The organism is Paenibacillus thiaminolyticus, from assembly GCF_007066085.1.
Lineage (GTDB): Bacteria > Bacillota > Bacilli > Paenibacillales > Paenibacillaceae > Paenibacillus_B > Paenibacillus_B thiaminolyticus.
Genome location: NZ_CP041405.1, coordinates 3,594,933 through 3,618,368 on the forward strand (window position 1 = coordinate 3,594,933; position 23,436 = coordinate 3,618,368).

Here is a 23,436-nt window from a genome sequence, read left to right on the forward strand (position 1 = left end):
TTAATCACCTCCGTAATAGACCCAGCGGCCCGATGTCTTCAAGAGCACGAATGTAATCAGCAATACGATCAGGAATAAAATCCAGGCAAGCGCCGAAGCGTAGCCCATCTTGAGATAAACGAACGCTTCCTGATAGAGATTGACCGCGTAGAACAGCAAGGACTGGTCCGGTCCGCCCAGCGATTTGCCTCCGTCCACCTTGCCCCCGGCCAAAATGTATGACTCCGTAAAGATCTGGAATGCGCCAATCAAGCCCATAATGAGCTGGAACAGAATAATCGGTGACAGGGCGGGAACGGTGATTCTCCAAAACCGGTGCCACCAGTTGGCGCCGTCCACTTGCGCCGCTTCATAATATTGCTTCGGAACCCCCTGCAGGGCCGCCAGGAAAATCAAGGCGCCTGCCCCGGAGCCCCATAAGCTCATCAGAATCAGTGACGGCTTCGTATACCGCGGATCGAGCAGCCAAGCGGGATCGGGGAGACCGAGCGAGCGCAGCACCATATTGATCAGGCCGAAGTCCGGATTGAGCATCCACGTCCACAGCAGCGCGCTGGCGACGATTGGAATGACCGACGGCAAATAAAAAATCGTCCGGTAATAGTTGATACCCTTCACCTTCGTATTCAGGAGCAGGGCGATTAGCAGTGAGCACGTTAACGTAATCGGCACGGAAACAAACGCCATGAACAATGTGTTGCCGAGCGACTTGTAGAAGCCGCTGTCAGCAATGATGTGCTTATAATTGTCCAGACCAACCCATCTCGGCGAGCTGAACAGATCGTAATCGGTTAGACTGAAATAAAGAGATCCGAAGAACGGGTAGACGGTAAATACGAGAAATCCGATAATCCAGGGGGAAGCGAATGCCAGGCCAAGATAGACATAATGACGCTCCTTCTTCGACCAACCAGTTCTCTTCCCTTGTCGTATCACGGGCGTGGAGACTCTCATCATCGCGGCTCTCCTTTCGTCAAGCATGTCTTCTCATGAGCAAGGTCTCATCAGCATGTCTCGCAACATGTCTCGCCAGCATGTCTCGCCAGGCTTAGGCAGCCTGGGCAGACTCCGATCCGATACGATCCCGACGGATTGCTGCAGCGGATCGGAGCCATGCAAGCGCAAGCTATTTCACGAGCGGCTGAATCTTGTCCTTGACCTTCTTCAAGCCTTCCTCCAGGCCGATGCTCCCTCGCAGAATGGCGTCATATTGGACGCCGAACTCGGTCATATATTCATTCGCGAAGGAAGTGGCAGGGAAGGACTTCAGATTGCTGCTGGACGAGTAATCGAGGAACTCCTTGAAGCCCGGCACTTCGGCGTAGACCGGATTCGTGAACGCGGATGTTCTCGTCGGGAGATTCCCGAGCGCCGCCGTAAATTCAGCCATTTGCTCCGGCTCGGTCATCCACTTCAGGAACTTCCAGGAGGCATCCGGATGCTTCGCGCCCTTCGGAATATAGAACACGCTCGTCGCGACATTCCCTGGATTCTTCATAACCGGATTATTCTCATCATACGGAATCGGCGCAATGCCGTAGTTCAGATTCGGCGCGAACTGCTTAATGAAGGTCGGCAGCCATTCGCCGTCGATCGTCATCGCATACTTGCCGGAGAAGAACGGATTCTGCGCGGACATATATTGGCCAAGACCCGAAGAGAACCGATCCAGATTGTCAGAGCCGTATTGATCCCAGATGCTCTTGGACAGCTCAATGGCCGCTTTGACGCCCGCATGATCCGGCGTCACCTGCTTCGCTTCGGCATCATAGAACGAACCGCTGTAAGCATAGGCGAAGGTGTAGGCATCCATGCCCGGCCATAATCCCAGACGCTGAAGGCGTCCTCCGTCCTCCACGATGCTCAGCGCCTTGGTATATTGCTTCAGCTCGCCGATCGTGGCCGGAGGACCGTCGAAGCCCGCCTCGGCCAATATATCTTTGTTATAGAACAACATCGATACATGCATCGCAATCGGGATGGCGTAGGTCTTGTCTTCATACTGCGACGTGCTTAATGCCGCCGGAACGAAATCTTGCAGATCGACGCCATCCTGCGCAATATAATCATCCAGCGGCATCATGGCGCCGCGCAGTCCCCAAGGTACGACGTTCTGGCCGAATTGCGAGGCGATGTCCGGAGGATTGCCGCCAGTAATCGCCGTGAGCTGCTTCTGATAGTCGCTCTGGGATAGCCCCTTCACCTGGATGCCGGGGTTGGCCGCATTCCACTTGGCGATCAGCTTCTCAATCGCTTCGCCCTCCGGCCCGGTCCATCCGTACCAGAAGCTGAGCTCTACCGCATCTGCGGAAGAACCGTTATCTGTCGCGCCGCCTTCGCTCCCCTTGTCCTGGGAGCTGCCGTCCGCATGTTGAGAATTGCCCCCAGAGCATCCGGATACAATCGAGATCATAAGAACGAGAACAAGACACCACATCACCGATTTTCTTCTCACACTTCATCCCCCCGTAATGGTTGAATCGAACAACCGACTGCGATCCTGTTAGGCTAACAAGTACCCATATGGTAGCATGTAAACGCTTTATTTCATTTCACTTTTGTCTGTATAAGTGGGATTATCGTATGATTGTCATTCTTTGGCTGCACCGCTTGCTTGCGGAAATAGGTGGGAGAGATGCCCGTATATTTTTTGAAGATCCTGCAAAAATAAGAGAGCTCGTTGAAGCCCGTAGAATAGCATACATCCGTGACGGACAGCTCCGGCCGCATGAGCATGCCGATAGCATGGAAGATGCGAAGATCGGTGACATAGCGGTTGAACGTCTTGCCTGTCCATTCCTTGAACAGTCCGCAGAAGGTTGACCGTGACAGATTCGCGAGAGAGCACAGCGTATCGAGCTTCAAATTTTCATGATAATTCGTATGGATGTACTCGATTACCCCGGTCATAATATTTTTATATTTTTCCGATTTCTCGAATCCCGCATCGACCAGCTCCCGGTTCACCTGCCGAACCAGGATGGACAGCAGCAGGAGCAGGTTCGCTTTCAATAAGATCTGAAAAAAGGGAGATCGCTTCTCATACTCCGCCAGCATCTCCCTCATCAGATTTCGAACCCTGACCTCGATCACATTCTCCAGCGTAAGCTTGGACTGAATGCTGCTCTCCCTTCGCAAAAAATACTCTACATAGGCTACATCAAAAAAGGAGCGATCCACCGGCTTCTCTTCCAACCGTTCGTTGATAAAGGAAGGCATAAATTCACAGCCGTATATTTCAAGCTCCTGCTCTGGAGGAATCTCCACACTATGCAAAGTAAACGGAGAGACGACAAAAATGTCTCCCGCCGCAATCGCGAACCGCTCGCCGCTCACCGTATGATGGAAGGCTCCTTTGGCCACATACCAGATCTGAAAATAATCATGGCAATGGGTCATTAAGCTCGGTTGGGCCGTCAATCGATACATTTTGCAGGGCAAGCCCTCCAACATTTCCATCCTGGAATTGAAATAAATAATGCCGGAACGGGTCAATTCATCAATATCAGCGATGTTCCATTGAAGTGCCAATGCTATTCACTCCTTCGTATCCCGCCATATATGCTCTGCCTCTCGACTACTTCTCCTCCTTGGAACCGTTTTCCTATGTTCTCATGAAAAATTTAAACATCTCCCTCCAATATGGGATTACAATGAAAGTAAGGAAAAGGAGGAACGCCGGTATGGAGAAGTGGAGATGCCCATGAAGCCGAAAATCGTATACTTGGATGGCGTTAGGGGAATGGCGGCTTGCATCGTGGTGGTATGCCACTTCTTTCAGGTGTTTCTTCCGTCTGTCTTTGAGGGCAGACCGGAGATGGCGCATTTCGCCTTCGAGGGCGCAGCCGCGCGGACGCCGATAAATCTTCTGTTTAACGGTAACTTTTCTGTATGCCTGTTCTTCGTGCTGAGCGGTTATGTGCTGAGCTATCGTTATTTTCAGACCAAAGACCGTCTGCATGTATACTCTTCTGCCGCTCGAAGATACTTCCGCTTGGCCATACCCGCTGTTCTGTCCGTTGTCCTGGCTTATCTGGCTATCATCGGCGGATTCGGATTCTATGACGACATTCAGGGAATCACCTTATCCTCCATGCCCGATCCGTTCGCGGCCGATACCGGCGTATGGGCGATGATGAAGGAGAGCCTGTTCCATACCTTCTTCACCTATGGTTCGCAATACAATCCCGTGCTCTGGACGATGACGTACGAGTTGTTCGGGTCCTTTTTGATCTTTGCATTCCTGCTGCTGCTTGGGAAGCGCAAGCTTCGGTTCGCCGTCTATGCGCTCCTGATCTGGTTCTGGATCGACTCTTACTATTTGGGATTTGTGCTGGGCATGCTGTTGAGCGATCTCAAGCATAGCGGCCGGAACTGGCTGGCGGCCATCAATCGGCCCTGGATCAATGCGATATTTGTCATCGCCGGCATATACATGGGCTCTTACCCTTATTGGAGTACGCAGGGAACCATCTACTCCATTCTCGTATGGGAAGCGCCCGGATTTTCCTTCTTCGGGTTCTACCATGTCATCGGATCATTCCTGATCCTGACGGCCCTGTTGAACTCAAGCCGGATGCAGACGCTGTTCAACCGCAAGCCATTCGCCTATTTGGGCAAAATATCGTTCTCGCTGTACCTTGTGCATTTTACTATCATTTGTACCCTCGGCAGTTATATCTTCGGGCAGCTCTATTCCGCACTGCCTTACGGGATGAGCGTCCTGCTGACGATGGTAATAACGCACCCGGTCATCTTCGCTGCGGCCCATCTCTTCGATCGGTTCGTCGATGCCAAGACACTGGTCCTGCTCTCGCGATGGAGCGTGCGGCTGTTCGGCCCTGCGAAGCGGCAGCACGCCGTACAGGGGGAGCGAACAGTTGGGATGGATTGAGAGAATTCGTGGCACTCGTGGCTGCATACGTCTCTACTACAGCGAATATAGTTATCTAGGGAGATGTCCCAATCATCTTGCTATAGTATAAAGTAGGCGGGCATACGGTCCCTATGATGATCTCATTTGAAAATCTTATAAATTTTCAACCTTTTCTCATCATTTTTATTTTATGATGGAATTTGTTTGCATGATAGCTAGGTCCAAGACCCGCCAAAGGTCTAGGATCACAACCGCACTCCAGTCCATTTCCAGTCCGTCCCTTTTCGGATACGATAAATGTAACAAATTCAGAGAGAAGAAGTAGCCAGAGATGGTGAAGTTATAAATAAAGGGAGATGTTAGGAAACATGTATGATCGGGGTTACGGTAAACAGCCGAAGGAGAAGGTGCTCGTTCTCGCAGGATCGCTAGGCCACGGCCATCTGCAGGCGGCTCATGCGATTCGGGAAGCGGCCCGCACCTGGTGCCCGCAGGAAGCAGAAGTGCATGTCGTCGATTACTTGGAACAGGTGTCGCCGCATCTGCACACGGTCGGTTCGTACTGCTTCGTGCAATGGTTGAAAATGTTCCCGAATATGTACGGCTTTCTGTTCGAGATGACACGCCGGGATCATCGCTTCTCCCAGCTGATTAAAAATGTGCCGCTGACGAGTCTGCGTCCGCTCATCAAGCTGATACGCGAGGTGCAGCCGACGATTATCGTCAGCACGTTCCCGGCGGCGAGCGCGGCGGTATCCCGCCTGAAGGAGCGCGGAGCTGTGCAATGCGGCCTGGTGACGGTCATTACCGACCATACCGATCATAGCTTCTGGATTCACCCCCATACCGACCGCTATCTCGTCGGTTCGGAGGAAGCCCGGGCCAAGCTGGCCGGACAGGGCATTCCCGCCTGCCGGATCGAAGTGTCCGGCATTCCGGTTCGTCCGGAGTTCTACGGAAGCTATGACAAAGCAGCGCTTCGGAGCCGCTACGGTCTAGATCCGAATCGGATGACCGTACTGCTGATGGGCGGCGGCTGCGGCCTGCTCGATCCCGATTTCTTCCGCGCAATGGAAGAAGCCGACTGGGCAGCCGACATGCAGTTCATCGTCATCTGCGGGCGGAACGAGCGGCTGCAGCGCCACCTCGAGGAATGGGCGGCCTCGTCCCCGCTTCATATCCGGGTGGAAGGCTACGTGCAGCCGGTCCATGAATATATGGCGATGTCCGATCTGCTGATTACGAAGCCAGGCGGGGTGACGACGACCGAGGCGGTCGTCCAGCGGCTGCCGCTGCTCGTCTACAAGCCGCTGCCGGGCCAAGAGCAGGACAACATCCGGTATCTCGTGCGCAAGGGACTGGCCTCCCAAGCCGAGGATCCGGAGGATCTCGTGTCCCAGCTCTCATCCTTCGCTTCCCGGCCTGAAGCGCTGCAATGGATGAGCGTCCGCGCTCAGGCGGAACGCCAGCATACACAAGCCCGCGTGCTGGAAGCAATTTTGCAGGTTGAACGGCACCCGATCGTGCCGCGCAAGACGGCAAGACTCCGCTTCCGCCGCAATTACGTGTAATAATAACGTGTAAATAACCTAGTAAGTAAAAACAGCCGTCAGAGTCTCGCCCTGGCGGTTTTTTGCGCGGGTTGAGGCGGTTCAGGGCGGGCTAGTCGGGAGTCTTGTGGAGTTGTTGGGAGTTGTTGGGAGTTGTTGGGAGTTGTTGGGAGTTGTTGGGAGTCGTCGGGTCTTGTTTGGATTAGCTAGTTCTGGTGTGGGCGGTATCTGATTGTGCTTGCTCGTGGTCGCTCATGTGGCCGGTGTCTGTTTGTGCTTGCTCGTGGTCGCTCATGTGGCCGGTGTCTGCCGGTGCCTGCTCGTGGTCGCTGGAGTAGCCGGTGTCTGCTGGTGCCTGCTCGTGGTCGCTGAGTAGCCGGTGTCTGCTGGTGCTTGCTCGTGGTCGCTGAGTAGCCGGTGTCTGCTGGTGCTTGCTCGTGGTCGCTGGAGTAGCCGGTGTCTGCTGGTGCCTGCTCGTGGTCGCTGAGTAGCCGGTGTCTGCTAGTGCTTGCTCGTGGTCGCTGGTGTGGCCGGTGTCTGCTAGTGCTTGCTTCGTGGTCGCTGAGTAGCCGGTGTCTGCTGGTGCCTGCTCGTGGTCGCTGAGTAGCCGGTGTCTGCTAGTGCTTGCTCGTGGTCGCTGAGTAGCCGGTGTCTGTTTGTGCTTGCTCGTGGTCGCTGAGTAGCCGGTGTCTGCTAGTGCTTGCTCGTGGTCGCTGGAGTAGCCGGTGTCTGCTGGTGCCTGCTCGTGGTCGCTGGAGTAGCCGGTGTCTGCTAGTGCTTGCTCGTGGTCGCTGGAGTCTACAGTAGCACTGGGTATGCAATGGTATACATGGTGCCTGCTTCCTCCTATATCCTGGCCTGCGATGAGTGCTATTCGTGTTTTCCCGCCAAAAATACTGTAAAAGTGCAGCTTTTTCACAGGGGCCGTTATTGCCGCAAGTCAATCCTGCAAATGTGCACCAATTTCACACCATAATTGCTTGATCGGCACTTTTCGAAGTGAATTGATGTAATTTTGCAGGATTTTCCCCAAATTCACCCTCTATCCACCAAAAATGATGTAAAATTACAGGAATTTTACATGCAAAAGAGAGCCACCAAGGCTCACCTTTGCAATAAATTCGCCTCACTTCATTCCGCCGCGTATCTGGCGGACCAGCCGCTCCACCATCTCGTCCGGAATATCGCGCTTCCCGTATCGGGCTTCGGTGTATGCCTCGCCAAGTTCGTTCTCGACGGCTATAGTGTACGCCTCGCCCAACTCCCTCTCGACGGCTCCGGTGTACGCCTTGCCCAACCCGCTCGCGACGCCTTGACCGCGCTCTGGCTCCCGCTCCCACTGCCGAAGATGCTCCATCGTCTCCTTCGGCGTGCGGCTCGGGTCGGGCTCATACCCTTTCTCAATCGCCTGGCGCAGCCGCTCCCGGTACAGGAAGCGGACCCGCTCGCGATTGGTCCTCAGGTCGTCATAGAGCTCCCGGCGCCAGCGGCGTGCGGCCTGCGCCCACGGCTTCATGACGCGGCGGCGAAGCTTCTCCCATTCGAACGTGGAGGAATGCTCGTCGACATAGTCCGCCGCCTCCGGCCCCGCTTCCCGCTTGCGCAAAAACCGCAGCAGCGCTTCCCAGGCCTGCGGGAATAGCTTTTTCATCAGGAAGCGCAGCAAGAACCAAGTGCCGGCCAGCGCCCCGACAGCCAGGGCGACCCAGAAGACGACGGTGATGAGACGCTCCAGCAGCGTCCAGAACAGACTTGGCTCGGCATTCGCATCGGCCCCGAATAGAGGCATTAGCGGTGCGGCCTGCGGCGGCGGAGGCTCGTCCACGGCCACATTCTCGCTCCCCGAGAACAGCCAACCGAGCAACATGCGCGTCCACTCCATCAGCGTATCCATCGCCGAGCCGAAGGTAAAGGCGACAATCAGCACCAGCGCAAGGAAGAACAGGATGACATAGGACGCATTAAGGCGCATCACCTGGGCCGGAACGGAGCCGCGGGCCTCCACGCTGTAATTGGCCTTGTTCAGCTGCCCCCAGTTCATCTGCCAGAGCGTGCCGAAGACGAAGAGTACGCCGACGGCGGCCAAATGCGGCTGCAGCGCACGCAGCTCCGCGCGGAAGAAGGAGAGTGCGAACACGAGAAAATAGATGCCGAGCGCCGCCCAGTTCCAATGTACGGTATCTCCGAACGATGACCGGTTCGCCACAGCCGACATCCCTCTTGCAAACACGAGAAAGCCTGCCGCATACACCGCTATAATCGGCAGCCCAATCGGCACTACGGCTGCCAGCGCGGCGCTGCCGGCCACGAACAACAGCAGCAGCCAGAGGCGAAGCCGCTTTAAGCGAACCGCACACTGGAGCACCGCCCCCATGGCCGCACAGGCCGGCCATAGTCCGTACCACAGCTGAGGTCCCGCCACATTGGGCGCCGCGTACACGCTGATCAGCAGCAAGACCGGGAATAGGATGAGATAATCGAGCAGCGCCCTCAGCAGCGAAGTGCCGAACTCTCGCCCCCGTCTCCAATGCCAACCTTGGCTACCCTCCCGGTTCCGTTCTGGGTTCAGTTCCCGACTGCTTTTACGGTTCAACTCCCCGCTCCCGCTCCGATTCTGGCCGCCTTCCCGAGTCGGTTCCTGACTCTGACTCTGATTCTGACTCCGGTCAAGCCCCTTTGCCCGGCTATTGAGCATGGCGCACCTCCTCATCCCCCGGCTTCGCAACGGGCTTCGGCAGCACGAGCCATTCCACGGCGCTGCCGCGCATACGCATCCTGTTCACGATCGCTTCCGCCTGACGGGAAGGCGGGAGCGGCGTCACGATAATATAGTCGGTATCCCCGGCCGGCTCCCATTGCGCGAGGAAGGTGGCGAACGTCATCGTCAGCTCCAGCTCCAGCTTCGCCATCCATTCGAATAGCCGGTGCAAATGCAGCGTTCCCGCTCCGGGCGGAAAGGTAAGCGCGGTCCCTCTAGCATGGCCGGGCTGGCTTCCGTTGCAGCTGACGCCCGTCTCCATCCCCTGCTTCACCGTCGCATGGGCGATGGAGGCCGCGTAAGACAGCGCCTTCTCGACCTGCTCCGGAATCGTCACCTTCGACCACATCCCGTCCGATGTCTCGAAATTGACCAGAATCATCAGCTTGCGGTCGGCCGTGTAATCGAACTTGTGCACTTGAAGACTATTCGTGCGGGCCGTCGCCTTCCAATGCACCGATTTGAGCGTATCGCCCGGGCGGTACGGCCGGACGCCTGATTTCCAGAACGGATCCTCCAAGATCCAACGGCGGACCGGAATATCCCCAATCCAGCTCTTCGTCGACAGTGGAAGCTGATCCAGAGGGATGAGCGCAGGATATACGGTCAGCTCCAGACCCAGCGGAATGCGGCGGACCGCATCGAACACGCCGAACGGATCGCCAGCCGTCATCGTAACGCTGTCCAGCCGGTAGATTCCCCGCTTCACGCATGTAATCTGATGACGGCGAATGACGCGTGTATACGGTTTCAACGCGAACAAGCTTCGATGGTTCTGCGAGAGCTCCCCGACGTCCATCTCCAGATTATGCTGCTTCCCGAAGCGAAGGGCGCTCGGATTCATCGACTCGAGCCGGACCCAAGGCAGCGGCAGCAGCTTGTCATTGCCAATCGTCTCCGTCATCTCCACCGTCTCGCCGGCGAATAGCTTCTGCTTCGAAAAGGTGCGGGTATAAGAAACCCTCCGCAGCGCCCAGCGTCTATACAGCATACCTTGCACAGCCAGCGCAAGGCCGAGAAACACAATCAACCAATGCAGCGGCATAGGCGTCACTCCGCCGCACGGGCTTCTGCCGGAACCGGCACCTGGCTTACGATCTGGGCCAGGACCGATTCAGCTTGATCATCCCGCGATCCGGCCGCATGGTGAAGCAGCAGGCGATGCGCTAGCACCGGAGCGGCCATCGCCTTCACATCGTCCGGCGACACGTAATCCCGCCCGCGAATGACGGCATAGGCCTGTACGGCGCGAAGCAGCGCCTGGCTGGCCCGCGGGCTGGCGCCCAGCGCGATGTCCGGGTGGCTGCGCGTCCGCTCGACAATGCCGAGCACATATTCGAGGATGGCATCATCAACATGGACCTGAGTATATCCGGTCCGGGCCGCCTTGATGTCCTCCTGCGTCGCCACCGGGGCAAGCTCCTGTATCGGATCCTCGGTGCGGAAGCGGGAGAGAATGCGCAGTCCTTCCTCGAACGTCGGATAGCCAAGCTTCAGCTTCAGCATGAAGCGGTCCAACTGGGCCTCCGGCAGCGGAAAGGTGCCGAAGTTGTCGAGCGGGTTCTGCGTCGCCAGCACGATGAATGGCTCTTCGAGCTGCATCGTGACACCGTCGATGCTGACTTGGCGCTCTTCCATGCACTCTAGCAGGCTGGATTGGGTGCGCGGCGTCGCCCGGTTAATCTCGTCAGCGAGCAGCAGGTTGGTGAAAACCGGGCCCGGCCGGAACTCGAATTCGCCCCGCTTCTGGTTGTACACATTCATTCCGCTCAGATCGGTAGGCAGCAGATCGGGCGTGAATTGAATGCGCTTGAAGGTGCCGTCGATTGACTTGGCGACGGATTTGGCGAGCAGCGTCTTGCCTGTGCCCGGAACGTCCTCGAGCAGCACGTGGCCGCCAGTGAACAGGGCGACGAAGATGCGGTCCAGCGTATCGTCCTTGCCGACGATAACCTGCTGCACATTGCGCTTAATAGCTTGGGCAAGCGTATGAATACGGGATAAGTCCATAGATCGAAGCACCTCGTTTCCGTCGTGGTTACTGCTTCTATGTTACCCTTTTTTGGAGGGCTCGGCTACGTTAACCCTGAACAGGGGCGGCAATGGCAAGCGAACGGGGGATCTGAAGGTTAAGGTAAATAGAAAGGGAGAAGGAGAAGAAATGGACCTGGCCTCATCCGCCGTTCGGCGGAGAGAAGACGCCAAGAAGAACGCAGCCTCCTGGCCGCGTTCCTTCTTATGTTATGTCGTCACATCGACATGCTCAATATTGCGGATGGTGAAGTAAGCGATTAGCCCGCCGATGACCGCCAAGGCCAGAGGGATGAAGATGATCGACCCCAGCGAGAACCCATTGGTGTTGGAGGAGACAATCGCGATCATCAGAATCGAAGAGACGATGGTCGCCGCGACAGAATGCTTCCGCATTCCGAAGAACAACGGGATCAGCCCCATGCCGCTGGCGGCGATTGCATTGATGAAGGCCTTCAAGCCCTGGGAGGCGAGCGCCGATACCGGCAGGCCCCCCGGCACCAGATCGAGCCACCGGTTCAAGAGATAATAACCGCTGGCCACGAACAGGGTGGACAGGATGATGGCGCAGAACGTGAAGATCACGACAATCGCCAGCTTGGCCGCGATAAGACGCTTGCGGCTGATCGGGTACATGAACAGCACCGTAATCGACTTGCTCCGGAATTCCTCGATGACGAAGCGCGAGAGCAGCACCGCCGCGAACACAATGAAGGTGCTCCGCACGATCGTGACGCTGAAGTCGAATGCCTCAAGCAGGTTAGTAAAGGCAGGAATGCCCTCCTCCACCTTCTGCACGAAGCTGACGAACAGCATGAAGAGGAGAATGATGGCGCTGGCGATGACGGCTCCGCGGATGTAGCCGCCGATCTTGTATTTTTTCATTTCCAGCTTCATCAAGTTACGCATGGATGCCGCCTCCGTTCAATAAAGTGAGGAAGTAGTCTTCCAGAGACTGGTTCTTCTTATGAATCGACTCGATAATGACATCGTTCATAATCAGTGTCTTCGCAATCTCGTTCTGCGGCAGCTCCGTGTCATATACCCGTATGACCTGTTCGTTCATCAGCCGCAGGTTCGTAAGGTTCATCCGGTTCTCCAGCACGAACACCGCATGCTGGCTGTTGGTCGTGACGATCTCGATATAAGCGGCATTCTGCTCCCTCACTTCCGCCATCGCCACCTCGGCGAGCAGCTTGCCGTGATTGATGACGCCGATCGTATCGGCCATCTGCTCGATCTCCCCCAGCATATGGCTGGAAATGAGCAGTGTAATCCCGTAGTCGCGGGACAGCATCCGGAACAGATCCCGCAGCTCCTTCATACCGATCGGATCGAGTCCGTTAATCGGCTCGTCGAGCAGGAGCAGCTCCGGCTTCGTCGTAATGGCGCGGGCAATGCCAAGCCGCTGCTTCATCCCGAGGGAGAAGTCCTTGACCATTTTCTTGTCGATGCCGCGCAGATTGACCAGCTCAAGCGCCTCGTCAATCGCCTTTTTATCATGATAGCCCATATATTCGCAGTGCAAATCCAGATTCTCGCGCGCCGTGAGCTTGTCGTAGAAAATCGGATATTCGATAATCGATCCCATCCGCCCGAGCAGTTCAAAGGATGTGTCCGTCAGCTTCTGCCCAAGAATCTCGATCTCGCCGCTGGTCGGCTTGACCAGATTCGTCATCATTTTCATCAACGTCGTCTTGCCAGCGCCATTCGGCCCGAGAAATCCATAGATTTCACCCCGCCGGATATTCATGCTGACTTCCGATACGACTTCATTGCCTTGATAGCTTTTGGTGACCCGATAGGTTCGCAATGCATAGGTCATCGCTCAAACTCCCTTCGCTCGTATGCCTTATGCTTCCATCGTATAATTTGAAATTCTCTTTTTTCTTTCCTGATTCTTACGAGTTTCTTAAGAAACGGCACATAGCCCGCAGACAGCCGTTCCGGTCTATCCGCAGGCGGAAATCAATAGGCGAGGGCACGCAGCCGAATCGTGAAGACGGTCTTCGCATACGGCTTGCTGTCCAGATGAATGGCGCCGCCCATATGCTCCACGAGCCGCTTCGTAATCGTCAGGCCGAGCCCGCTGCCTTCGAATGATTTGTTCCGTGAATCCTCCATCGTATACATCCGTTCAAATACCCGATCGCGATGCAGCTCCTGAATGCCTTTGCCCCTGTCCCACACATCGATCAAAATAAAGCCTTCCTCCTCGCGGGTCTGGATGCCGATCGCCTGGCCGTCGCCGCCATGATGGATGGCGTTCGAAATGAGATTGTTTAGAATGCGCTCCAGCGCCTCTTCGTTCGCGTGCGCGTACATCGGCTTTTCCGGGATCGCGATATCCACCTCGAAGCCTCGCGAAGTCAGCGTATCATAGAACTGAAGCATGCTCTTCCGGCATGCCTCATTGATATCCAGCCGGGTCAGCGGCAGCTCCTTGTCTCCCGACTCCAGCTTCGCCAGATCGAAGAAGGTGCGAATCAACTTCAGCACATCGTGCAGCTTCTCATTTACCCGTTCCAATAAGCGCTGACGCTCTTCCGCAGGCATATCGGGATCCAGGCTCAGCGTCTCGATATAACCGAGGATGACCGTTAGCGGCGTCTTCAGATCATGGGAAATGTTCGACAGCATCCGGCGAATCGACTGCTCCGTGCGGTTGTATTGGGCTGTTACTTTCTGATTCTCGCTCAACAGGCGGTTGATCTCAATCAGGATCGGCCGCAGCTCGGGATCGCTCGTCACCACGAGCAGCTTCTCGCGTGTCGGTTCGGTCAATATGAGGTGCAGCTTCGAATGAATATAAGCGAGCTTGGCGCTTCGGACCCGCCGTGCCCGCCACTGCAGCAAGAGAAGAAGGAGCAGAATGGCAATTAGCGCGCCGTACACGAGATGGATGATCATCTTACTTCCCTTCCCACTTGTAGCCGATGCCCCATAGGGTCGTAATATAGACGGGATGGGAAGGATCGTCTTCGATCTTCTCCCGCAATCGGCGGATATGGACATTAATGACATTCTCGTCGCCCAAATAGTCGTCACCCCAGACAAAGCCGTAGATCTGGGCCTTCGTAAATACCCGGTTCGGATTCGTCATGAACAGCTTCAGCAGCTCGAACTCGGTCGAGGTCAGCTTAATCTCCCGCTCCTGCTTGGTGGCGCGGTAGCCGTCTACATACAGGCTGAGCGGGCCGGAAGTGATAACGCGCTCCTCGGGTTCGGCCAGCCGCGCATATTCGGTGGCACGCCGGATGGAGGCCTTCACCCGGGCTGACAGCTCAATCAAGGAGAACGGCTTGGCCACGTAATCATCGGCGCCGAAGCCAAGCCCCAACGCTTTGTCCACGTCGCCGTCCTTCGCCGACATGATCAGAATCGGAACCGAGCTTCGCTCGCGTATCCGCTTGATCACTTCGTAGCCGTCGAGCTTCGGCATCATCAGATCCACGATGACGACATCATAGGAACGCTGGCCGAAGAGGGTCAGGCCCTCTTCCCCGTTGCCCGCCGCCGTGACGGCGAACCCTTCCTTCGTCAAATGATTGCCCACCATCTCCACGATGCCGGGATCGTCTTCAATCAGCAAAATATGCTGCTTCATCATCTATCCTCACACCTTCACTGTTGTGTTGCGTTACGGCTTGTGCTGCGGCATGGCTGCCGAATGCTTGATGGGAAATTCATCTCAGCAGGGCATCTTGCCCGCATCATGCGGAACCGGAATCGCAGCTTACCGTTCCGGCCTTCCGGCGCCGTCTGGCAGACAGACCATGCAATACTGCTTCAACTCGCTGTTCCGCAGCCGGATCGTATCCACGACCGTGAAGCCGTAATGTTCGTACAGCCCGACATTGCGCGGATTTTGCGTCTCCAGGGTACAGGCGATTCCCCGTCCGCGGCATTCGGCCAGCAGCGGGGACATCATCTTCCGCACCCAGCCCTGCCCCCGGTATTGCGGCTGCACCACGAGCATATCGAGATGCAGATAAGGCTGGTCGCCCAATGAGGCCAGCCAGGCCGAGCTCATGCTGCGCAAGCCCGACAAGCCGCGCAGGAAGCGGGCGGGACTGATGTAGCGGCACATGCCTAACGACTTCGCGACAGCCCGGGCAACGCCCCATGCGTAGCTCGCGCGGGAAGCCCAAGAGGTTCCCATCCGCTCCGGACGGAAGATGAGCGCTACGGCCTCCATTTTATCCGATGTCGCGTACAAGCCGCCGTAATCATACAGCAATTCGATATAATTGCGGAAAAACAGCTTCAACACTTCGACACGGATAGACGGATCGGGCAGCAAATGCACATACAACCCGTCTTCCTTGAAGCCTTGGGCCATGACCGCCGCCGCGGCTTCCATATGCTTGCGTTCCAAGAGCAACAGCTTGGCACTACAAATAGTTCCACCCCGAATCTTCGAATATCGCTCCTTCGCCGGCTGGCGGCGCCGAAGCTTCTCCTGCCATCGTACTGCGCCGGACCGGATGAGTCAATTGTTGCCGGTGCGGCTCGAACGGATTTGCCCAACCGCAGGCGGTGACGCGTGCCGGAACAAGCAACAAGCCGCCAGGATTTCCTGACGGCCGGCCCTTACAGTCCGATCTGGATAAATAAATTGTTGGCGGTATAGAACAGCACCGGCGCCCATAGCGATCCCGTTCGCTTCCACATGCAGCCTGCGATCAGAGAGAACATCATCATGGTCCCCATTCCCCTTTCGGCTTATCACCTCATCACGTTACCCTGCGGCAACCTTCCGGGCAATTCCCCGACAGGGGGATTGGGTAAGATTATGGCGTCCGCTCATCCAGCCAGCCGAGCGTCTTCGCGACGGAGACGGCCTTCATGCGGCGATCGACGCCCAGTTTCTTGAACAAGTTTTTGATATGAGCCTTCACCGTCTCGGCCGACACCAGCAGTTCTTCGGCAATCTCCTTGTTCGAGAGGCCGCGGGCCAGAAGGTTCAGCACTTCCCGCTCGCGGGCGGTCAGTTCCTCCACCTTCGCCAGCCGCTGCAGCTCCTCCCTGGACGGCGGCAGCCTTCTAGCCTGGGCTTCGGCCACATACAGCAGTTGGCAAGCCAACGTGTGCAGCGTTCCCAGGCGTCCCGGGACGAAGGCGTGCCCCGTCCGTCCATTCACCAGATACAAGCAGCCCCGCACCTGGTCGTGCATCCGAAGCGGCAGCACCAGCACCGAGGCCGGGCAGCCTTCCGCCGCTTCGGGCGGGCGTGTCGCCGGCCCAGGCTGATCCGGCCCGCCGGAGTGCCTCTCGTTCTCGGTGCGCAGCAGCATCGGCTCGCCCGATTGAAGCGCAGTCTGGATAAGCTCCTGCGACAGATCGCCGCACGCGCTCAGCGGACAGGGCCGGAAGTCGCCACAGCCGCTCATCACGCCGTTGTCCGAATCGATCGACGCTTCCACGTAAGGCTCGCCCTGCCGCAGGACGATGAGATACCCCTGCCCCGCTCCAGCCTGCATCACAATCGTGGCGAGCAGCTTCTCCGCCAGTCCCCGTCCCTCCCAGCCCTCCGCGAAGCAGTGGGATGACTGGACGACCGCCGCCAGATCCAGAGTCTGCGGATAGCCGCCGCTATCGTCCCCCGCCAACGGTCCGGTCAAGCCGAATAACGGAGCGTCACCGGCCTGGCCCAGCGCAGGGTGAGGCAGGATGCGCCCCGGCCCCGGGTCGACAGGGTAGAGCGCCGTCACCGATAACTGCCGCGCCGGCGCGGCCTGATCCCGCAATGTTCCCTCCGGCAGCTCCGATGCACGGCTGTTCCGCCGCCCCTCCAGGCATTCCTCCAACGCGACGCGCAGCATGCGCGCATCGGGATAGCGCGCTTCCGGGTCCTTCTCCAGCAACCTCATCACGATCTCCGCCAGCTCTGGCGGCAGTTCCGGCCTCCGTTCGGTTAACGGCACGGGGCGCCGCGCCATATGCGCATGCGACCAGGCAAGCGCGTTGTCCGCCTCGAACGGCAGCTCTCCTGCCAGCAGCTCATACCAGGTCACGCCCAGGGAGTACAGATCCGAATACGGGCCGAGGTCGCAGTTCATGCGCCCGGTCTGCTCCGGGGACAGATAGATCGGATTGCCCTCCAGCAGAGGGCGCTTCATCGGCTGTCGCTCGCCCTGCTGCAAGAACAAAGCGTACCCGAAGCCGGTCACATAGATTCGCTTCGTCACCATCTGCACGAGGATCGTATCGGGCTTGAGATTGAGATGGAGCACCTGCTGCTGGTGAAGCGCCTCGATCATCCGGCACATGCCGATGCCCAGCTCCAGGAACTCGTTGCACGATACGGGTTGCATCTCGAAGTAGCTCCGCAAGGTTACCCCGTTCACCGGCTCATACTCCAGAATCAGGGCGTGGCCATGCGGCACGACTGTCACCGGCCGCAGGATCCCGTCGACAGGCACGCGAGCGGTGCCTTCATATTCATGCAGCAGCTTCGCGTTCTCGATAATGGTGCGGCTGCCTTCCTTGACCACCTTGAGCAGGGCGGGGTGCCCCCGCTTCGCCGCATAGGCATAACAGACGTACAGGTAAGGGTCTTCATATATAATTTTATCCACTTCATAACCGGGAAGGGTCAGGCCGTTCGTCATTGCATTCATGGAGATTCCCTCGTATTCTCTCGATTCCAAGCGAATTCAATTTCTTCTTTTCATTATAGCGAAAGATCGCCCGGAGGAACGATGAAAAAGCAGTTTTCTCGAAAAGAGTCTTTACATTCAGGACGGTCCCGGTATAATGGGAAGCGTAAAAGAGGCAATCCCAACCGCATATCCGTGAACACTAGGGGTGCTTGCTCGCAGGCTGAGAGACAGCGGATCGCTGTTAACCCTTATGACCCGAACTAGATAATACTAGCGTGGGGAAGTGTAGGTAGATTACGATGATTCGCGCTCGCCGAAGGGGGCTTTCCTTCCTGGCAGCCGTTCTTCCGTATGGCGAACCGCACTTCCCGGAGGTGCGGTTTTTTGCTGTTTTTACGATCATTCGCAGATACGGGAGGAATTCGCAATGAAAAAAACAATGTGCGGCACCGGCCAGATCGCCGGCTGCCGATTCTCGCTCTATCCGATGAGCGATCGGTTCGTGGAGCTGATTCTCGGCGCCCTGGAGGCAACGGACCTGTCCAAAGTATGGTCGAAGACAGATGAGGTGAGCACCTGCGTCCGCGGCAAGGCGGAGCATGTGTTCGATGTGGTGAAATCGATTTTTCTCCACTGCGCTAAGTCCGGCGTCCATACCGTACTGAATGCCACCTTCTCGATCGGATGCCCCGGCGACAGCGAAGCCGATTATTACATGACGGAGGACGACCATCGCCTGAATGAAGAGCGCTCCCGCCTCATCGCCGTCCAGACCGATGCGCAGTTCTCGCTCTACCCGCTCGGCACGCCGGATTATATGGATACCATCTATGACATTATCGGCCTTGCCCGGGAGGAGGGCACCTTCACCAAGGGGGTTCATTATGCAAGCGGGCTGCAGGGCGACGCGCATGACGTGTTCGCGACGCTGGAGCACGCCTTCGAGCAGGCGCGGACAAGCGACAGCACTCATATTGTGCTGACGGCGAATATTGCGGCGCACAGTCCGAGCCGGAAGTCATGAACGCGGGAAGCGGAAGGGAGAGCCATATACCGATGCAACAGTGGAAATTAAAAGATATCGTCATGCTCAGCTCGTTGTCTGTCGTCTTTGCCGTTGTGTATTTGATATTCTTCCAGGTAGGCAATGTCCTGGTCGGCTTCATGGGGCCGATGGGCTATGAGGTCATCTTCGGCATCTGGTTCATCGTGTCGATCATCGCCGCCACGATTCTGCGCAAGCCGGGCGCCGCCGTCATCTCGGAGACGGTGGCCGGCGTCGTCGAGGTGCTGATCGGCAACGCCGTCGGGCCGATCCTGATCGTGTCCGCCCTCATTCAAGGGCTGGGGGCCGAAGCGGCCTTCGCCGCCACCCGCTACCGCAGCTACAGCCTGAAGACGCTGATGCTGGCAGGGGTCGGGGCGGCCCTGTTCAGCTTCGCGTGGGGCTACTTCCGCAGCGGCTTCGGGGCCTACTCCACCGGCCTCGTCATCTCGATGCTGGCCGTCCGCTGCGTCAGCGGGGCGCTCATCGCGGGGCTGCTCGGCCACGGGATCGCGCAGTCGCTGAAGCGGACCGGCGTGCTGCGCAGCTATCCGATCGCGAAGGAAGGCACCCGCGCCGCATGAGCTGCGTGAATGGGAGCTGCATGAATGGAAGCCGCGTGGATGAGCACATGGATGAGCGCGTGGCGGCGATCGAAGCCGAGGGGCTGACGCTCGCCTTCGAGGCGGGCGCGGACCCGATCCTGTCCGGCCTCGACGTCCGCATCGGCGACGGAGAGACGGCGCTGCTGCTCGGGCCGAGCGGCTGCGGCAAAAGCTCGCTTGCCCTCTGCCTGGCCGGGCTGTATCCGCACGCGATCGACAGCGAGGTGCGGGGCCGGGTGCTCGTGTACGGGAAGCCGGTCGCCGAGCGGGCTGCGGGCGACGCCCCTTGGGCGGCCGGCATCGTGTTCCAGGACTTCGAGAGCCAATTCTGCCTGCTGCGGGTCGAGGAGGAGATCGCCTTCTGCCTGGAGAACCTCGGCTGCCCGCGGGAGGAGATGGACGGGCGCATCAGCGGGGCGTTGGCCGCGGTGGACCTCGGCGCCTGGCGCAAGGCGCCGATTCACGAGCTGTCCGGCGGCATGAAGCAGCGGCTGGCGCTCGCCTGCGCGATCGCGATGGAGACGCGCCTGCTCGTGCTCGACGAGCCGACGTCGAATCTTGACCCGGCGGCCCGGCGGCAATTCGCGGCGCTCGTTCGCGAGCTCGCCCGGGCGCGCGGTCTGGCCGTGCTCGTCATCGAGCATCAGCTCGATGAGTGGATCGGCCAGGCGGACCGGCTGCTCGTGATGGACGCCGCCGGCGCCATCGCTTACGACGGGCCGCCCGCCGCGTATTATGCCGGCGCGGTGCCGGAAGCGGCCGGCATCTGGCAGCCGGGCCCGCTCCGGCTGTACCGCGAGCTGCGGCGGCTTGTGCCGGGCGGGGAGCCGCTGGCACAGGCGGCGGTCCTGACGGAGCAGGACCTTGCCGCCGAGCTGGCCCGGTGGAGCGAAGCGGGCCAGGCCAGCGCGCTGCAGGCGCTGACCGCGCCTTCGCCGGCCGGCTGCAGGCCTGCCGGAGACCAGTCTGGCGGCGGAACGGGCGGAGACCAGGCCGGAGGCAGAGCAGGCGGGGTCCGGGCCGGAGGCGCTCCCGAGCCCGGCCCTCTGCTGGAAGCGGATGGCCTGCACTTCCGGCGCGGCGGCCGCCCGGTGGCGGACGGCATCTCCCTGACGCTGCGCGCGGGAGAATGGGTCGCCATCGCCGGGCCGAACGGGGCGGGCAAATCGACGTTCGCCTCGCTGCTGTCCGGGCTGAACGAGCCGGAAGCCGGAACGGTCCGGCTGCAGGGACAACCTCTCGGCGACTATGCGGAGAAGGAGCTCCGGACCTGGATCGGCTACGTCTTCCAAAATCCGGAGCATCAATTCATTACCGATACCGTCGCCGATGAGCTTGCCTTCGGGCTGCGCCAGCAGGGCATCGCGCCGGCCGTGGTCGAGCGGGCGGTTCAGGATGCGCTATGCCGCCTGCGGCTGGAGAATGCCGCGCAGGCGAGCCCGTTCTCGCTCAGCCAGGGCCAGAAGCGGCGGCTGAGCGTCGCTTCGGCACTGACTGATGAGCAGAGGCTGCTCATTCTGGACGAACCGACCTACGGTCAGGACGCCGGCACGACCCGCGAGCTGATGGGCATGCTCGGGGAACGGATCCGGCGGGGGGATGCGGTCATCATGATTACGCATGATATGGAGCTGGCCTGCGCGTATGCAGACCGGATCATCGTCCTCCGGGACGGCCGCGCCGTCTATGACGGCCCGCCCGCCACGCTGTGGTCGGAGCATGCGGAGCTGGCGGCGGACTGCCAGCTGCTGCCGCCGCTCCGCTGCGCGGCCGCTGGCAGGCTGGCCGAACTTATCGCGAGCAGGAGGGAGAAGCATGCTGCGTTTGCAGGATTGGAATCCGAGCATTAAGGGTTTGGCGGTCATCATGTCCGTTATTTTGTTGTCTCTGACCCTAGATCCGATTACGCCGCTGCTGGCGCTGATCTGGACCACAGGGATGACGTTCGTACTTGGCCGCGTGTCCTGGAAGAAATGGCTGCTCGGCTTCGCGCCGTTCCTGATCATGAGTGCCGGGTACGTATGGACGGCGATATTGCTTCCCCGCGCGGGGGCGGACGGATCTTCTGACGTGGTATGGGAGTGGGGATCCTTCTCGGTAACGGCGGCAGTGCTTCATCAAGCGCTGTCGCTCGGGCTGCGGGTGCTCATCTTCTCGGCGCTGTCGCTGCTCTTCATCCTGACGACGGACCCCGTCCGCTTCATGCTGAGTCTGATGCAGCAGTGCAGATTGTCCCCGCAATGGGCGTACGGCATCCTCGCAGGCTACCGCTTCCTCCCTTTCTTCCGGGAGGAGCTGCGGATTCTGCAGCATGCGCACCGCATGCGCGGCATCGAACGGGAGCGCGGCTGGCGGGGCCGGCTGCGCGCCATGAAGCGGTATGCCATCCCGCTGCTCGCCTCCGCCATCCGCAAGTCAGAGCGCGTCGCCGTCGCCATGCTGTCCAAAGGCTTCACCGGCAAGCGGGAGCGCCCCTATTACGTGCAACTTCGGGTGTCCTGGAAGGATTGGCTGCTCCTGCTGCTGCTCATTGGCGGCATCTGCGGATGCTATCTGCTGTCCTGGCACATGGACTCGGTCCGGCTGTACCGGGGGGAACTGTAGCCGCCGACATGAGTTGAGATACGGGATGCCGCCCCGTATCTCCTTCGCTTATCCGGCGGCGAGTCTATCCAAGAAGGGGATGTATCAGTGATGCGATGTTTCCGGGGTCGAGAGTGATTGCACGGAGTCGCGGACAATCAAATTCCCGGGTACGACTTTGATTCCGATGCGGGAAGCCGGATTTTCCATCTTGTATTGGAGTCCTCGAATCGTTTCCTCCGCCATACGCCGGATATCAACCGCGATCGTTGTCAAGCTTGGATTCGTCTGTGTGGCATAAATGTAATTATCGAATCCGACGATGGAGATATCCTCCGGCACGGAAATATGATGTTTGCTCAAAAACGAGATAAAATTATACGCCGTCTCATCGCAGTCGCATACAAAAGCGGTAGGAAGTTCATCTGGAAGAACAAAGTCGGTGAACAGCCGGTCCTCTATATCCCGGTCATCCAAAATCCATTCCTTGCGAATGTCCAGACGATTTTCGGTCATGGCTTTGTAATAACCAAGATAACGGTCAAGAATATTGCCTAGAGCATATATGTTTCCAACATACCCTATATTCTTATGGCCGCATTGAATTAAATAGTTAGTAAGCCGATGCGAGCAGTAGAGATTATCGGAAATAATCGCGTCCACATCATAGCGCCAGTCATAAAAATCAAGGAAGACTAACGGAAGCGAGGTGGACACGAGCTGATCCAGGTAGCCTTTGGGGAAACTCCCCAAGACGACTAAGCCGCCCATCTGCTGGTTCTGCAACAGATTCGGCATACTCGGATTCGACTCGGACACCTTGGTTACGACCTCAAGAAGTGCAGTACAGCCGATGTCGGACAAGCCCTGCACAAGACATTGGTACATATCCCAGTAAAAAGAGTTTTTAATACACATGTAGCGTTCCGATACGACAACTCCGATCACTCGATTCGGGTTGGCGGCGGATTTCCCACTATAGCCCATTTCGGCAGCGGTTTTCATGATTTTCTGCCGCGTCTCCTCACTTACGCCCTCTTTTCCGCTAAGCGCTTTGGACACAGTTACAGTACTGACCTTTAACTGTTGTGCGATATCAGACATGGTTACATTTTTCTTCATAATTAGCGGAAATTCCTTTCTCTGATTTGAATTCGTTCCTGTTCATGGAATGTATTTTACCATATATGAGGCGATTTTGAATCCATAAATTACTTTAATAACCTTCTGCTTCCGGGTAACAACTCCTACCTTTTTTATGAAAAACAAATTAAAAATAAAGTAAGAGCAACCACTTCCGGATTGAAACCGTTTATAGCTATGGACTCTTTCCTCATCTATCATACCTTATCATTAACATTTTTTAAACTGTTTTTACTTAAT

Annotated in this window: 21 protein-coding genes and 1 riboswitch; of the genes, 6 read left to right on the forward strand and 15 right to left on the reverse strand. The window is 57.7% G+C overall.

Annotated elements, in window-relative coordinates:
• From FLT43_RS15955 to FLT43_RS15965, 3 genes are all read right to left on the reverse strand, one after another.
• A complete protein-coding gene (locus FLT43_RS15955; RefSeq protein WP_087440473.1) occupies positions 1–954 on the reverse strand; it encodes a carbohydrate ABC transporter permease in 954 nt (317 codons plus the stop codon).
• A 172-nt stretch (positions 955–1,126) separates the two neighbouring features.
• Positions 1,127–2,437 (reverse strand): ABC transporter substrate-binding protein, encoded by a 1,311-nt coding sequence (locus FLT43_RS15960; RefSeq protein ID WP_373994932.1) that lies wholly within the window; start codon positions 2,435–2,437, stop codon positions 1,127–1,129.
• A 110-nt stretch (positions 2,438–2,547) separates the two neighbouring features.
• On the reverse strand, positions 2,548–3,531 hold the full coding sequence (locus FLT43_RS15965; protein ID WP_087440427.1) for a helix-turn-helix domain-containing protein: 984 nt from the start codon (positions 3,529–3,531) through the stop codon (positions 2,548–2,550).
• Between the two features lie 172 nt (positions 3,532–3,703).
• Between FLT43_RS15965 and FLT43_RS15970 the strand changes: the two genes are divergently transcribed.
• Together FLT43_RS15970 and FLT43_RS15975 are read left to right on the forward strand one after the other, a co-directional pair.
• The gene (locus tag FLT43_RS15970; protein WP_087440472.1) at positions 3,704–4,894 is read left to right on the forward strand and encodes an acyltransferase family protein; all 1,191 of its coding nucleotides are present in this window, start codon (positions 3,704–3,706) and stop codon (positions 4,892–4,894) included.
• 350 nt (positions 4,895–5,244) lie between these two features.
• Positions 5,245–6,447 (forward strand): MGDG synthase family glycosyltransferase, encoded by a 1,203-nt coding sequence (locus FLT43_RS15975; protein ID WP_087440426.1) that lies wholly within the window; start codon positions 5,245–5,247, stop codon positions 6,445–6,447.
• 1,105 nt (positions 6,448–7,552) lie between these two features.
• Here the strand turns inward: FLT43_RS15975 and FLT43_RS15980 are convergent.
• The 11 genes from FLT43_RS15980 to FLT43_RS30520 form a co-directional block, all read right to left on the reverse strand.
• Positions 7,553–9,121 (reverse strand): DUF4129 domain-containing protein, encoded by a 1,569-nt coding sequence (locus FLT43_RS15980; RefSeq protein ID WP_164776683.1) that lies wholly within the window; start codon positions 9,119–9,121, stop codon positions 7,553–7,555.
• Entirely contained in the window at positions 9,111–10,229 is a 1,119-nt protein-coding gene (locus tag FLT43_RS15985) for a DUF58 domain-containing protein (protein WP_087440423.1), read from the reverse strand. Before FLT43_RS15985 ends, FLT43_RS15980 begins: the two co-directional genes overlap by 11 nt.
• Before the next feature lie 5 nt (positions 10,230–10,234).
• A complete protein-coding gene (locus FLT43_RS15990) occupies positions 10,235–11,194 on the reverse strand; it encodes an AAA family ATPase (RefSeq protein WP_087440422.1) in 960 nt (319 codons plus the stop codon).
• Positions 11,195–11,425: 231 nt separating this feature from the next.
• Complete coding sequence (locus tag FLT43_RS15995; protein ID WP_087440421.1) at positions 11,426–12,124, reverse strand: hypothetical protein; 699 nt, start codon at positions 12,122–12,124, stop codon at positions 11,426–11,428.
• Positions 12,117–13,040 carry an ABC transporter ATP-binding protein gene (locus FLT43_RS16000; RefSeq protein WP_087440420.1) on the reverse strand — a complete coding sequence of 308 codons (924 nt, stop codon included), beginning with the start codon at positions 13,038–13,040 and terminating at the stop codon, positions 12,117–12,119. The genes FLT43_RS15995 and FLT43_RS16000 overlap by 8 nt, the downstream gene beginning before the upstream one ends.
• Positions 13,041–13,183: 143 nt before the next feature.
• Positions 13,184–14,125 (reverse strand): sensor histidine kinase, encoded by a 942-nt coding sequence (locus FLT43_RS16005; protein ID WP_087440419.1) that lies wholly within the window; start codon positions 14,123–14,125, stop codon positions 13,184–13,186.
• Between the two features lies 1 nt (position 14,126).
• Complete coding sequence (locus FLT43_RS16010) at positions 14,127–14,822, reverse strand: response regulator transcription factor (RefSeq protein ID WP_087440471.1); 696 nt, start codon at positions 14,820–14,822, stop codon at positions 14,127–14,129.
• Between the two features lie 129 nt (positions 14,823–14,951).
• Positions 14,952–15,578 (reverse strand): GNAT family N-acetyltransferase, encoded by a 627-nt coding sequence (locus FLT43_RS16015; protein WP_087440418.1) that lies wholly within the window; start codon positions 15,576–15,578, stop codon positions 14,952–14,954.
• Between the two features lie 31 nt (positions 15,579–15,609).
• A complete protein-coding gene (locus tag FLT43_RS29380; RefSeq protein WP_164776682.1) occupies positions 15,610–15,780 on the reverse strand; it encodes a hypothetical protein in 171 nt (56 codons plus the stop codon).
• A 28-nt stretch (positions 15,781–15,808) separates the two neighbouring features.
• Positions 15,809–15,919 carry a hypothetical protein gene (locus FLT43_RS30665; RefSeq protein WP_326051479.1) on the reverse strand — a complete coding sequence of 37 codons (111 nt, stop codon included), beginning with the start codon at positions 15,917–15,919 and terminating at the stop codon, positions 15,809–15,811.
• An 89-nt stretch (positions 15,920–16,008) separates the two neighbouring features.
• Complete coding sequence (locus FLT43_RS30520; protein ID WP_087440417.1) at positions 16,009–17,838, reverse strand: protein kinase domain-containing protein; 1,830 nt, start codon at positions 17,836–17,838, stop codon at positions 16,009–16,011.
• 173 nt (positions 17,839–18,011) lie between these two features.
• Positions 18,012–18,119: riboswitch (TPP riboswitch) on the forward strand.
• A 128-nt stretch (positions 18,120–18,247) separates the two neighbouring features.
• Between FLT43_RS30520 and FLT43_RS16025 the strand changes: the two genes are divergently transcribed.
• Genes FLT43_RS16025 through FLT43_RS16040 form a run of 4 tightly spaced genes read left to right on the forward strand, consistent with a single transcriptional unit; the run spans position 18,248 to position 22,074 of the window.
• Positions 18,248–18,844, forward strand: coding sequence for a YkoF family thiamine/hydroxymethylpyrimidine-binding protein (locus FLT43_RS16025; RefSeq protein WP_087440416.1), 597 nt, complete (start codon positions 18,248–18,250; stop codon positions 18,842–18,844).
• A 32-nt stretch (positions 18,845–18,876) separates the two neighbouring features.
• Positions 18,877–19,449, forward strand: coding sequence for an ECF transporter S component (locus FLT43_RS16030; RefSeq protein ID WP_087440415.1), 573 nt, complete (start codon positions 18,877–18,879; stop codon positions 19,447–19,449).
• Positions 19,446–21,320, forward strand: a complete 1,875-nt coding sequence (locus FLT43_RS16035) for an ABC transporter ATP-binding protein (RefSeq protein WP_244194010.1) — start codon at positions 19,446–19,448, stop codon at positions 21,318–21,320. Before FLT43_RS16030 ends, FLT43_RS16035 begins: the two co-directional genes overlap by 4 nt.
• On the forward strand, positions 21,286–22,074 hold the full coding sequence (locus tag FLT43_RS16040) for an energy-coupling factor transporter transmembrane component T family protein (RefSeq protein WP_087440414.1): 789 nt from the start codon (positions 21,286–21,288) through the stop codon (positions 22,072–22,074). Before FLT43_RS16035 ends, FLT43_RS16040 begins: the two co-directional genes overlap by 35 nt.
• 84 nt (positions 22,075–22,158) lie before the next feature.
• On the opposite strand, the gene FLT43_RS16045 is transcribed toward FLT43_RS16040, so the two are convergent.
• Positions 22,159–23,175, reverse strand: a complete 1,017-nt coding sequence (locus tag FLT43_RS16045; protein WP_087440413.1) for a LacI family DNA-binding transcriptional regulator — start codon at positions 23,173–23,175, stop codon at positions 22,159–22,161.
• Between the last annotated feature and the right edge of the window lie 261 nt (positions 23,176–23,436).

Excerpts from the sequence above, each read along its gene's own strand:
- FLT43_RS15955 (WP_087440473.1), bottom strand. The coding sequence starts at position 954 with ATGAGAGTCTCCACGCCCGTGATACGACAAGGGAAGAGAACTGGTTGG.
- FLT43_RS15960 (WP_373994932.1), bottom strand. The coding sequence starts at position 2,437 with ATGTGGTGTCTTGTTCTCGTTCTTATGATCTCGATTGTATCCGGATGC.
- FLT43_RS15970 (WP_087440472.1), top strand. The coding sequence starts at position 3,704 with ATGAAGCCGAAAATCGTATACTTGGATGGCGTTAGGGGAATGGCGGCT.
- FLT43_RS15975 (WP_087440426.1), top strand. The coding sequence starts at position 5,245 with ATGTATGATCGGGGTTACGGTAAACAGCCGAAGGAGAAGGTGCTCGTT.
- FLT43_RS15980 (WP_164776683.1), bottom strand. The coding sequence starts at position 9,121 with ATGCTCAATAGCCGGGCAAAGGGGCTTGACCGGAGTCAGAATCAGAGT.
- FLT43_RS15985 (WP_087440423.1), bottom strand. The coding sequence starts at position 10,229 with ATGCCGCTGCATTGGTTGATTGTGTTTCTCGGCCTTGCGCTGGCTGTG.
- FLT43_RS15990 (WP_087440422.1), bottom strand. The coding sequence starts at position 11,194 with ATGGACTTATCCCGTATTCATACGCTTGCCCAAGCTATTAAGCGCAAT.
- FLT43_RS15995 (WP_087440421.1), bottom strand. The coding sequence starts at position 12,124 with ATGCGTAACTTGATGAAGCTGGAAATGAAAAAATACAAGATCGGCGGC.
- FLT43_RS16000 (WP_087440420.1), bottom strand. The coding sequence starts at position 13,040 with ATGACCTATGCATTGCGAACCTATCGGGTCACCAAAAGCTATCAAGGC.
- FLT43_RS16005 (WP_087440419.1), bottom strand. The coding sequence starts at position 14,125 with ATGATCATCCATCTCGTGTACGGCGCGCTAATTGCCATTCTGCTCCTT.
- FLT43_RS16010 (WP_087440471.1), bottom strand. The coding sequence starts at position 14,822 with ATGAAGCAGCATATTTTGCTGATTGAAGACGATCCCGGCATCGTGGAG.
- FLT43_RS16015 (WP_087440418.1), bottom strand. The coding sequence starts at position 15,578 with ATGGAAGCCGCGGCGGCGGTCATGGCCCAAGGCTTCAAGGAAGACGGG.
- FLT43_RS30665 (WP_326051479.1), bottom strand. The coding sequence starts at position 15,919 with ATGATGATGTTCTCTCTGATCGCAGGCTGCATGTGGAAGCGAACGGGA.
- FLT43_RS30520 (WP_087440417.1), bottom strand. The coding sequence starts at position 17,838 with ATGAATGCAATGACGAACGGCCTGACCCTTCCCGGTTATGAAGTGGAT.
- FLT43_RS16025 (WP_087440416.1), top strand. The coding sequence starts at position 18,248 with ATGAAAAAAACAATGTGCGGCACCGGCCAGATCGCCGGCTGCCGATTC.
- FLT43_RS16030 (WP_087440415.1), top strand. The coding sequence starts at position 18,877 with ATGCAACAGTGGAAATTAAAAGATATCGTCATGCTCAGCTCGTTGTCT.
- FLT43_RS16035 (WP_244194010.1), top strand. The coding sequence starts at position 19,446 with ATGAGCTGCGTGAATGGGAGCTGCATGAATGGAAGCCGCGTGGATGAG.
- FLT43_RS16040 (WP_087440414.1), top strand. The coding sequence starts at position 21,286 with ATGCTGCGTTTGCAGGATTGGAATCCGAGCATTAAGGGTTTGGCGGTC.
- FLT43_RS16045 (WP_087440413.1), bottom strand. The coding sequence starts at position 23,175 with ATGAAGAAAAATGTAACCATGTCTGATATCGCACAACAGTTAAAGGTC.